This window comes from Streptomyces sp. NPDC004752, assembly GCF_053601275.1.
Window position 1 is genome coordinate 19369 of the sequence record NZ_JBSGBN010000120.1, and the last position, 10946, is coordinate 30314.

12 protein-coding genes are annotated in these 10946 nt (G+C 72.8%); 2 read left to right on the forward strand and 10 right to left on the reverse strand.

Going from position 1 to position 10946, the window contains the following annotated elements; all coding sequences use genetic code 11:
- Positions 1-269: 269 nt before the first annotated feature.
- The gene (locus ACWEKM_RS35730) at positions 270-980 is read left to right on the forward strand and encodes an SCO3374 family protein (RefSeq protein WP_451625433.1); all 711 of its coding nucleotides are present in this window, start codon (positions 270-272) and stop codon (positions 978-980) included.
- On the opposite strand, the gene ACWEKM_RS35735 is transcribed toward ACWEKM_RS35730, so the two are convergent.
- The 10 genes from ACWEKM_RS35735 to ACWEKM_RS35780 form a co-directional block, all read right to left on the reverse strand.
- A complete protein-coding gene (locus ACWEKM_RS35735; RefSeq protein WP_451625434.1) occupies positions 911-1246 on the reverse strand; it encodes a histone-like nucleoid-structuring protein Lsr2 in 336 nt (111 codons plus the stop codon). The genes ACWEKM_RS35730 and ACWEKM_RS35735 overlap by 70 nt on opposite strands.
- Positions 1247-1480: 234 nt before the next feature.
- Positions 1481-2014 (reverse strand): amino-acid N-acetyltransferase, encoded by a 534-nt coding sequence (locus ACWEKM_RS35740; protein ID WP_451625435.1) that lies wholly within the window; start codon positions 2012-2014, stop codon positions 1481-1483.
- A gap of 9 nt (positions 2015-2023) precedes the next feature.
- Entirely contained in the window at positions 2024-2419 is a 396-nt protein-coding gene (locus ACWEKM_RS35745; protein WP_451625444.1) for a BlaI/MecI/CopY family transcriptional regulator, read from the reverse strand.
- Between the two features lie 216 nt (positions 2420-2635).
- Complete coding sequence (locus tag ACWEKM_RS35750; protein ID WP_451625436.1) at positions 2636-2815, reverse strand: hypothetical protein; 180 nt, start codon at positions 2813-2815, stop codon at positions 2636-2638.
- 44 nt (positions 2816-2859) lie between these two features.
- A complete protein-coding gene (locus ACWEKM_RS35755) occupies positions 2860-3540 on the reverse strand; it encodes a hypothetical protein (protein ID WP_451625437.1) in 681 nt (226 codons plus the stop codon).
- A gap of 308 nt (positions 3541-3848) precedes the next feature.
- Positions 3849-4646: a type III pantothenate kinase gene (locus ACWEKM_RS35760; RefSeq protein WP_451625438.1), complete on the reverse strand. Its 798-nt coding sequence runs from the start codon at positions 4644-4646 to the stop codon at positions 3849-3851.
- Between the two features lie 4 nt (positions 4647-4650).
- On the reverse strand, positions 4651-5628 hold the full coding sequence (nadC, locus tag ACWEKM_RS35765) for a carboxylating nicotinate-nucleotide diphosphorylase (protein ID WP_451625439.1): 978 nt from the start codon (positions 5626-5628) through the stop codon (positions 4651-4653).
- A 5-nt stretch (positions 5629-5633) separates the two neighbouring features.
- Positions 5634-7364, reverse strand: a complete 1731-nt coding sequence (locus ACWEKM_RS35770; protein WP_451625440.1) for an L-aspartate oxidase — start codon at positions 7362-7364, stop codon at positions 5634-5636.
- Positions 7361-8383 carry a pantoate--beta-alanine ligase gene (gene panC, locus ACWEKM_RS35775; protein ID WP_451625441.1) on the reverse strand — a complete coding sequence of 341 codons (1023 nt, stop codon included), beginning with the start codon at positions 8381-8383 and terminating at the stop codon, positions 7361-7363. The genes ACWEKM_RS35770 and panC overlap by 4 nt, the downstream gene beginning before the upstream one ends.
- Positions 8380-9312: a Rossmann-like and DUF2520 domain-containing protein gene (locus ACWEKM_RS35780; RefSeq protein WP_451625442.1), complete on the reverse strand. Its 933-nt coding sequence runs from the start codon at positions 9310-9312 to the stop codon at positions 8380-8382. The genes panC and ACWEKM_RS35780 overlap by 4 nt, the downstream gene beginning before the upstream one ends.
- A 369-nt stretch (positions 9313-9681) precedes the next feature.
- Between ACWEKM_RS35780 and ACWEKM_RS35785 the strand changes: the two genes are divergently transcribed.
- Positions 9682-10854: a threonine aldolase family protein gene (locus ACWEKM_RS35785; protein WP_451625443.1), complete on the forward strand. Its 1173-nt coding sequence runs from the start codon at positions 9682-9684 to the stop codon at positions 10852-10854.
- The last annotated feature ends 92 nt before the right edge of the window (positions 10855-10946 follow it).

Genomic DNA, 10946 nt, shown 5'->3' on the forward strand with positions numbered 1-10946 from the left:
CAGACAGTTACCCCCACCATCAGTACGCCGATGGCGAACGTGAGACGGTCTGTTCTGCGTGTCGCCCCCTCCCACTAGGGATGTCTTACCCGTACGGACTGACACTCCATGCCGAGCGCCCCGGTTCCCTCCGCTATGGGCGAACAACCTTGCGGCTGCTCGGGCCCCCGCACGCCCCCTTCTCCGGCACTCTGCGCGGTCATCTGAACACCAAGCGTAACTCTCGGCCGGGTTTCGCTGTTGCGCCTGGCATGGTTGGCACCGTCTCCATGATCCCGCTCCCTCGTCGGCCTGTCGCGCCGGACGCACGGGCCCGGGACTGGTACGAGAACGAGCTGGGCTGGCCCACAGTGCCCGGGGAGCCGCTGCGGCTGGTCACGGGTGTGCGCTTCGACGTCCTGGACGTGCCGGCCGAGGCGGGCGCCGCGGCGCTCAGGCATCTGGCGCCGGGCTCTCCGGTGGCTCTGACGGGCGACCGGGTGCGGCTCTGGGTGGCCGCGGGCAGCGCGGAGGAACTGCCGGGGCTGCTGGACTGGCTGGAGTGGGGTTCGCTGCCGCTCGATCTGCTGGCTCTCGGCGCCGACGGCCGACTGGACGCGCCGGTGCCTCCCTGGCCCGGCGCCACTGGACCGCGGCCGCTGCCCCCTGGCCGATCCGGTCCCGCGCTCCCCGCGCGCGTGGTCCCCGCGCCGCGTTCCGCGCGAACCGCGCGTTCTCCCCATCCGGTGCAGGGGGCCGCCGTGTGGGTGCGGCCCCCTGTATCGGGGCGCGAGGTCGATGCCTCGCTGCCGACGCTGTCGGCCGTGGGGGGCGGTGGGGGCGCCCCCGATCTCGTACGGCTGGTGGACACGGTGGCGACTTGCTGCCACCGGATCCGGCTGCGGCGCGCGTGCGCCGGGCCGCCGGCCGATCAGCCGTTGGCCTTCTCGTATGCCTCGCGGATGGACGCGGGAACACGGCCACGGTCGTTGACCTCGTAACCGTTCTCCTTCGCCCAGGCGCGGATCTGCGCGGTGTCCTGGCTGCCACCGGAAACGACGCGGGTCTTTCCACGTCCGCCGGAAGCACGGCCACCGGTACGACGACCGCCCTTCACATAGGGGTCGAGAAGTCCGCGCAGCTTGTCCGCGTTGGAGGTCGTGAGATCGATCTCGAACGTCTTGCCGTCCAGCGCGAACGTCACGGTCTCGTCCGCCTCGCCACCGTCGAGGTCATCGACAAGAAGGACCTGAACCTTCTGTGCCACCGGATTTCCTTTCATCGATAACTTGAGGGATCGGGGCCCGCGGCATCCGCCGTTTCGCCGCCCCCTGTTATATGCAGTACTGCAGTACGTCGGAAAGCAAACCGCTTTTGCGGGAAAAACACAAACCCCCGGGAGAGACTCTGGGGGCACCTCGGTCCGGAAACATGCGCGTTTCGGACATAGGGAACCGGGGCAGGGTCGGAGGCCCGGAATACCGGGGCAAGCCCCCGGCGATCACAGATGCAGAAGCATCCGACTGTTGCCCAGGGTGTTCGGTTTCACTCGTTCGAGACCGAGGAACTCGGCGACGCCCTCGTCATAGGAACGCAACAGCTCCGCGTAGACATCGGTGTCCACGGGCGTCTCGCCGATCTCCACGAAGCCGTGCTTCCCGAAGAAGTCCACTTCGAAGGTCAGGCAGAAAACCCGTCGAACACCGAGCCAACGGGCGGTGTGCAGCAACTTCTCCAGCAACTGGTGACCGACTCCGGCGCCCTTCAGGCCGGGCTTGACCGCGAGAGTGCGGACTTCCGCGAGGTCTTCCCACATGACGTGCAGCGCGCCGCAGCCGACCACCTCGGCGTTGTCGTCGCGTTCGGCGACCCAGAACTCCTGGATGTCCTCGTAAAGCGTGACGGTCGCTTTGTCGAGCAGGATGCGCTCACGGGCGTACGCGTCAAGGAGGCGACGCACGGCCGGGACATCGCCGGTCCGGGCCCGCCGGACGGTGATGGCTTTTGCGGTGACTTCGGGGCGCTCTGCTGACATGAGCGGACGCTATCGCCCGTCGCCGTCCTGCGCGGAGCCGGGGTTCTCGGCGCCGGTATCGGGGGCGGTATCCGTGGTTTCCGGGCCCTGGACGATGCGGACGGCGTCTCTGAGGGCCTGGCGCTGTTCGTCGCTCATCATGCCGAAGAAGGCGACCAGAGCCGCCGCCGGGTTGTCACTGCGCGACCATGCTTCGTTCATCAGGGCGGCGGCGTAGGCGGCCCTGGTGGAGACGGCCTCATATCGATAGGCCCGGCCTTCGGCCTCGCGGCGCACCCAGCCCTTCTGATGGAGATTGTCCAATACGGTCATGACCGTGGTGTACGCGATCGACCGTTCCCGCTGAAGGTCCTCCAGGACTTCTCGAACGGTCACCGGGCGGTTCCACTTCCACACCCGCGTCATGACCGCGTCTTCGAGTTCTCCCAATGGGCGAGGCACAGCTCAGAACAATAGTGGGAGATCCAGGTAACGGCGTGCCGAACGGGCATTCCAGCTACAAAGGGGACAAAAAGGGCGTACGGCTCGGGGGTTCACACCTGATGCGGCACCAGGTGTGAACCCCCGAGCCGTACGCCGTGGTCCGTTGCCCCAGGGCGGGCGCCGTGGGCGCCGGACGTCTCAGCTCTCGGCGCGGGCGGAGCCCTGCTGCGCGCCGTCCGCGCGCGCCAGGGCGGCGTCGACGGCGGCGTCCTCCTTGGTCTTGGCGGCCCCGCCCTGGGTCTTCACGATCACCCTGACCACACCGATGAAGAACGCGGCCATGACGACGGGGGGCAGGAGCGCGGAGAGGTAGTCCATGGCCCCAGAGTAGCCACGGACCCGCGCGGCGGACGGACCGCCCCTCACCCGGCGGCGAGCCGCTGGTGCGGGGGGCCGGAGCCGGCCGGGGGCGTGGGCGGCTTGCGGCGGGGGAACACCTCGCCGGGGGTCGGAATGGGCCGCGACGGCTTCGACGGGGCGGGCGTCGGCCGCTGCGCGGGCCGCTCGCCGGGACGCTCCTTGGGGCGCTCCGCGGGCTTCTTGCCCTGCTCCCCGCTTTCCTTTTCGCCGTCTTCCCCGCCCCGTTCCTCGCCCTGCTCCTTGCCCGCACCGCCCGGCAGGGCCAGCAGCCGGGTGCTCCGACGGGAGGCGGGCACGCTCGGCAGGCCGGCCTCCCGGCCGCCCGTGCAGCGGTGCAGCAGGGCCGCCGCGACGGGATTCCCGCGCAGCGCCCGCAGCGCGGCGAGGTCGTCGCCCGACGGCCGGTGCCCGGCGGCCAGCGCCTCCTCAAGGAGCGCGAGATAGCCGACGACGGTGCCGGGCAGGGCGGCGCGGTATCGGGCGAGGTCCGCCACCAGGAAGGCGCGCAACCGGGCACCCTCGCGCATCGCCTCGTCGAGCGACTCGGCGAGCCGGAGACAGTCCTGGACGTCTTCGGCCGAAGCGGGGCCGGGGTGGCGGGCGAGGGCGAGGGCGCGGCGGAGCACACGCAGCTCCTCCGTACCGAACGCCATGCCGCCGCGGGATCCGTAGGGCGTGGGCATGCGCCGACGATACGCACTAATCAGACAAACTCGACACAAGGGGGCGCGCGTGGCGCGCGCACCCCACCCGCCTGGACGTCCATGCCCCGCCCCCGGGTCGTACCAGGGCGTGTTTCGAAAGTAGCGTCGTCCGGCGGAAGGGCGGGGCCCGCGGCGTCTGGTGCGGTGCATCGCACGGCGGAGGGTCGTCCGCGTACTGGGCGTACGCAGACGATCCCGACAACGCGGCGTGGGGGCACCTCCCGGCCGAAGGCTGGGGGAGTGCCGTGCGGGCCAGACGGGACTTTCGAAACGCGCCCTAGCCGTCCTCAGAGACGGGACACGTTCCGCTCGTACACCAGGCGCAGCCCGATCAGCGTCAGCCACGGCTCGTGCTCGTCGATGACCGAGGACTCGCCCAGGACCATCGGCGCAAGCCCGCCCGTCGCGATCACCGTCACCTCCTCGGGGTCGTCGGCCAGTTCCCGGACCATCCGGCTCACCACGCCGTCGACCTGCCCGGCGAACCCGTACACGATCCCCGCCTGCATCGCCTCCACGGTGTTCTTGCCGATGACGCTGCGCGGCCGGGCCACCTCGATCTTCCGCAGCTGCGCGCCCTTGACCCCGAGCGCGTCGACGGAGATCTCGATGCCGGGCGCGATGACCCCGCCGATGTACTCCCCGCGCGCGCTGACCGCGTCGAACGTGGTCGCCGTGCCGAAGTCCACGACGATCGCCGGGCCCCCGTACAACTCCACGGCCGCGACCGCGTTGATGATCCGGTCGGCGCCGACCTCCTTGGGGTTGTCGGTCAGGATCGGCACGCCGGTCTTCACCCCGGGCTCCACCAGCACCGCGGGCACGTCCCCGTAGTACCGCCGCGCCACCTCACGCAGCTCGTGCAGCACCGACGGCACGGTCGCGCAGATCGCGATGCCGTCGATGCCGTCCCCGAGTTCCTCGCCCAGCAGCGGGTGCATGCCCATCAACCCTTGCAGCAGCACCGCCAGCTCGTCCGCGGTGCGCCGGGCGTCCGTGGAGATGCGCCAGTGCTCGACGATGTCGCCGCCGTCGAACAGACCCAGCACGGTCTGCGTGTTGCCCACATCGATCGTGAGGAGCATGGTCCTACTCCGTCTCACGCAGGTCCAGGCCGATGTCCAGGATCGGCGACGAGTGGGTCAGGGCGCCGACGGCCAGGAAGTCCACGCCGGTGTCGGCGTACGCCCGGGCGTTCTCCAGCGTCAGCCGGCCCGACGCCTCCAGCAGCGCACGCCCGTGTGTGAGGGCCACCGCCTCCGCGCACTCCCCGGGCGTGAAGTTGTCCAGCAGGATCAGATCGGCGCCCGCGTCGACGACCTCGCGCAGCTGGTGCAGGGTGTCGACCTCGACCTCGATCGGCACCTCCGGGAACGCCTCCCGCACGGACTCGAAGGCCCGCGCGACGCCGCCCGCGGCGACCACGTGGTTGTCCTTGACGAGCGCCGCGTCCGACAGCGACATGCGGTGGTTGACCCCGCCGCCGCAGCGCACCGCGTACTTCTCCAGGGACCTGAGACCCGGCGTCGTCTTGCGGGTGTCGCGGACCTTCGCCCCGGTGTCCCCGAGGGCGTCCGCCCACGCGCGCGTGGCCGTCGCGATGCCCGACAGGCGGCACAGCAGGTTCAGCGCGCTGCGTTCGGCGGTCAGCAGGTCACGCGTGCGCGTGGTGACGGACAGCAGCCGCTGCCCCGCCGCCACCCGGTCGCCGTCCGCCACGTGCCGCTCGACCTCGAACTCGTCCGTGCAGACCACCGAGAGCACCGCCTCGGCGACCCGCAGACCCGCCACCACGCCCGCCTCACGCGCGGTGAAGTCGCCGGTGGCCACGGCCTCCTCGGGGATGGTCGCGACGGTCGTCACGTCCACGCCGCCCGCGAGGTCCTCCTGGACGGCGACGTTCGCGATGTCCTCGATCTCGACGGGGTCGAGCCCGGCGTCGGTCAGAAGCCGGGCGAGCGCGGGATCGAGCCCGCACTCCAGGTATGCCTCGTCGCCCTCGGCACCGCAGGCGCAGCCGTCGCCGCAGCCACCGGTCGAGGCGAGGGGAAGGTCGGGGGTGCTCACTTTCGTCACTGCTCCTGGGGACGGTGCTGCCGGGTCGGGGGAAATTCTGCGGTGTCCGTGGTGCGCATGGCCAGCGTGCGGTCCGGAGCCAGCCGTACGACGATGTGGCGCCGCCAGGCGGCGTCGTCGCGGTCGGGCCGGTCCTCACGCCAGTGGCAGCCGCGGGTCTCCTCGCGCAGCCGGGCGGCGGCGACCAGGACGCGGGCCACGCACAGGAGGTTGGTGGCCTCCCAGGTGTCGACGCCCGGCTCGGCGGTCTTGCCGTTCTCGGCGAAGGCGTCACGGGCCTCGCTGTCCAGCCGCCGAAGCTGGTCGGCGGCCTTGGCGAGGGATTCGTCCGAGCGCAGCACGCCCGCGCCGTCGGTCATGATCCGCTGGATCGCGAACCGGGCCTCGGGGCCGAGCAGCGGATGCGCGGGCAGGGCCGGGTGCCCTACCGGTTCCGGCACACGCGCGGGCGGGCCGCTCTCCGCCCGGCTCGCCGCGATGTCGGCCGCGATCCGCTCGGCGTAGACCAGACCCTCCAGCAGGGAGTTGGAGGCGAGCCGGTTGGCGCCGTGCACGCCGGTGCAGGCGACCTCGCCGCACGCGTACAGCCCGGGGACCGTCGTACGGCCCCGGGAGTCGGTGCGGACACCGCCGGAGGCGTAGTGGGCGGCCGGGGCGATCGGGATGGGCTCCGTGACCGGGTCGATGCCGTGGGCGCGGCAGGCGGCCAGGATCGTCGGGAAGCGGTGCGCCCACATGGCGGCGCCGAAGTGCCGGGCGTCGAGGAACATGTGCCCGGCGTCCTGCTCCTGCATCCGGCGCGTGATGGCCTTGGCGACGATGTCCCGGGGGGCCAGCTCGGCCAGTTCGTGCTGCCCGAGCATGAAGCGCACACCGTCGCCGTCGACCAGGTGGGCGCCCTCGCCGCGCACGGCCTCGGAGACCAGCGGCTGCTGGCCCTCCGCGTCCGCGCCGAGGAACAGCACGGTCGGGTGGAACTGCACGAACTCCAGATCGGAGACCTCGGCGCCCGCGCGCAGGGCGAGCGCGACGCCGTCGCCCGTCGACACCGACGGGTTGGTGGTCGCCGAGAACACCTGGCCCATGCCGCCGGTCGCCAGCACCACGGCGGGGGCGTGCACGGCACCCACGCCGTCGTGCTGGCCCTCGCCCATGACGTGCAGGGTCACACCGGCCGTCCGGCCGGCCGCGTCGGTGAGCAGGTCGAGCACGAGCGCGTTCTCGATGGTGCGCAGTCCACGCGCGTGTACGGCCTGAACGAGCGCCCGGGAGACCTCCGCGCCGGTGGCGTCGCCGCCGGCGTGCACGATACGGCGGCGATGGTGACCGCCCTCCCGGGTGAGCTGGATGTCGCCCTCGTCGTCGGTGTCGAAGTGGGCGCCGGTGGAGATCAGCCGCCGTACCGCGTCGGGGCCCTCGGTGACGAGGATCCGTACGGCCTCCTCGTCGCACAGGCCGGCGCCCGCGACCAGGGTGTCGTCCAGGTGCTGCTCGGGGGTGTCGCCCTCGCCGAGGGCCGCGGCGATGCCGCCCTGCGCCCAGCGGGTGGAGCCGTCGTCGAGGCATGCCTTGGTGACGACCACCGTGCGCAGTCCGGCGGCCTCACAGCGCAGGGCGGCGGTGAGCCCGGCCACGCCGGAGCCGACGACCACCACGTCCGCGGCGATGGACCACCCGGGAGCGGGCGCGTGCAGTCGTATGCCTGTGCTGGTGCCTGTGCTGGTCACGAGGCGGCTCCGAGGGGTCCGAAGGTGAGCGGGAGGTTGTCGATCAGCCGGGTCGTCCCGACCCGGGCGGCCACGGCGAGGACGGCCTCGCCGGTGAAGTCGTCGTCGATCTCGGTGAAGTCGGCCGGGTCCACCAGGGCGATGTAGTCCAGCTCCAGCGGCGGGGCGTAGCGCGCCGCCTCGTCCAGGACGGTGCGGGCCGCGGCGCGGACGGCCGCCGCGGCTCCCGGCACGGCCTTGGCGACCGCGTGTGCGTCGGCGGCGGCCCGGGACTCGCCCAGGGCGCTGAGCGCCTCGGCACGCGCGCGTGTGGAGGGCGTTTCGAGGGCACGCGCGCGCAGTGCCTCCTGCGCGGCGTGCCGGTCGCGGCCCGCGAACAGGGCCCGGGACAGGGCGAGCGCGGTGCGCCGCTCGTCGGGCGAGAGGTAGCGGTTGCGGCTGGAGAGGGCCAGTCCGTCGGGCTCGCGCACGGTCGGCACGGCGACGATGTCGACGCCGAAGTTCAGATCCCGCACCATGCGCCGGATCAGGGCCAGCTGCTGGGCGTCCTTCTGCCCGAACAGGGCCAGGTCGGGGCGGGTCAGGTGGAGCAGTTTGGCGACGACCGTGAGTACGCCGTCGAAGTGCCCGGGGCGCGCGGCGCCCTCCAGGCGCTCGCCCATGGGTCCCGCGGAGATGCGCACCTGGGGCCGCCCGCCGGGGTAGACCTCGTCCAGCGACGGCGCGAACACCGCGTCGGCGCCCGACTGTTCGGCGATCTTCAGGTCGGCTTCGAGGGTGCGCGGATAGCGGTCGAGGTCCTCGCCCGCACCGAACTGGAGCGGGTTCACGAAGACGGTGACGATCACGAACCCGGCGCCGCCGACGCGCTCGCGCGCGCGCCGGATCAAGGTGGCGTGCCCTTCGTGCAGGGCGCCCATGGTCATGACCACGGCGGTGCCGCCCGGCAGCGCGCACCGGTCGCGCAGGTGTGTCAGGTCCTCGGCCGTGGGGACGAGTGCGCAGCGGCGGCGGCTCATCGGTCCTCCCCGTTCTCGGTCGGGTCGGTACCCGTGGCGAGCACGCCGAGCAGGTCCTCGGCGAGTTCCGGCTTCAGCAGCCCGTGCGCCAGCGCCCGGTCGGCGGTCGCGCGGGCCATCGCCAGATAGCCGGCGAGGCTCTGCGGGGCGTGCCTGCGCAACTCGGTGACATGCGCCGCGACCGTACCCGCGTCCCCGCGCGCGACGGGTCCGGTCAGCGCCGCGTCACCGGAGCGCAGGGCGTTGTCCAGGGCGGCGCCGAGCAGCGGGCCGAGCATCCGGTCGGGCGCCTCGACGCCTGCCGCGCGCAGCAGCTCCATGGACTGCGCGACCAGGGTCACCAGATGGTTGGCGCCGAGGGCGAGGGCCGCGTGGTAGAGCGGGCGGCTCTCCTCGACGACCCATTCGGGCTCGCCGCCCATTTCGATGACGAGCGCCTCGGCGGCCAGCCGCAACTCGTCGGGGGCGGTGACGCCGAAGGAACAGCCGGCCAGCCGCTGGACGTCCACGGGGGTGCCGGTGAAGGTCATCACCGGGTGCAGCGCGAGCGGCAGTGCGCCCGCGCGCAGCGCCGGGTCCAGGACCCGCGCGCCGTACCGCCCGGAGGTGTGCACGAGCAGCTGCCCCGGCCGTACGGCGCCGGTCTCGGCGAGCCCCGACACGAGGCCCGGCAGGGTGTCGTCCGGGACGGTGAGCAGGACCAGATCGGCCCGCCGGAGGACCTCGGCGGGCGGCACCACCGGGACGTCCGGCAGCAGCAGCTCGGCGCGCCTCCTGGAGGCGTCGGAGACCGCGGAGACGGCCACCGGCCGGTGCCCGGCGAGTCGGAGGGACGCGGCCAGGGCCGGGCCCACCCGGCCGGCGCCGACGACGCCCACGGTGAGCCGCGCGGGGCGGTCCTTGAGGTCTGGCTGTAGGTCTGTACTCACGCGACGGTGGCCTTCCCGTTCCAGTCCGCTCCGGGTACCGGACGATTTCTCGTCATGTTAACGCGATCGGGTCAGGGGCCGGTCGGCACTGTCCACAGGCTGTGGGTTTCCCCGTGGTTCCCCAGGGTTCCCCGGGGTTCCTCGCACCGCCGCCGGCGTCGCCCGGGCAGGGCCGGTCCGCGTGCGCGCACGGCCCGCCGCGCCGCGTGCGCCCGGCGCGCGGACTCCCTGCCGCGCGCCATGCTCCGTACTCCATGCTCCGTGTCCCGCACCCCCGCCCCGTGCTCCGTGCCCCGTGCCCCGTGCCCCGTGCCCCGTGCTCCGGAAATGGAGCTGCCCCGCGGCGCCCGGCACGGCATGATCCCGTGCATGAGCGACAGGGCTGAGCGCGGCGAAGAGCCGTCGGAGCGGGAGCGGCGGCGGCAGCGACGGGCGGCGGCACACCGGAAGGCGCGGCACGTGCTGGCCCGCCCCGGTATGCGGGCCACGATCCGCGAACGGCTGGAGCTGCTGCGGGAGGCCGGACCCCAGGTGTACGACCTGGACGAACCGGCGGACATGTACGGCGACCGGATCGTCGCGGCCCTGGAGGACCGGGTCGCCGCGCTGCTGGGCACGGAGGCTGCCGCGTTCTTCCCGACGGGCACGATGGCCCAGCAGGTGGCCCTGCGCTGCTGGGCGGCCCGCACCGGCGACACCTCGGTCGCACTGCACCCGCTGTCGCACCCCGAGGTGCACGAGCGGCATGCGCTCAGCCAGGTCAGCGGCCTGCGCCCGGTCCATGTGAGCACCGCGACCCGGCTCCCCACGGCCGAGGAGATACGCACCCTGGCGGAGCCGTTCGGCACGCTGATGCTGGAGCTGCCCCTCCGGGACGCCGGTTTCGTGCTGCCCACCTGGGAGGAGCTGACCGAGGTCGTGGCAGCCGCCCGGGAACGGGACGCCGTGGTGCATTTCGACGGGGCCCGGCTGTGGGAGTCGACCGTCCACTTCGACCGCTCCCTGGACGAGATCGCCGGCCTGGCCGACAGCGTCTACGTGTCGTTCTACAAGTCTCTCGACGGCCTGAGCGGTGCCGCGCTCGCCGGCGGCCGGGCGCTGGTGGAGGACGCCAAGGTCTGGCGGCACCGGTACGGCGGCATGCTGTTCCAGCAGTTCCCGGCCGCGCTGTCGGCGCTCGTCGGACTGGAGCGCGAGCTGCCCCGGCTGCCGGAATACGTGCGGCACGCGCGCGTGGTGGCCGACGCGCTGCGTGAGGGGTTCGCCGCGAGCGGGCTGCCGTGGGCGAGCGTGCACCCCGAGGAGCCGCACACCCACCAGTTCCAGGTCTGGCTGCCGTACGGGCCGGACGTGGCCGCGGAGGCGGCCGTGCGCCAGGCCGAGGAGACCTCCGTGGCCCTCTTCACGGACAGCTGGCAGTCCGGCGGCCCCGGCCTCGCCATGACGGAGGTCACCGTCGCGGCGGCCGGCCTGGAGTGGACGGCGCAGGACGTACGGACGGCCGTCACCGAGTTCGCGGCCCGGCTGCCGGAGAAGTCCTAGCGTCTCTGATCAGCTAAGCGGTCCCATGCGAACCGTGGAGTTCGGCGTGGGTTCTGCCCACCTGGGCGGGGTAGCGTGAGCGTGCAGGTGGA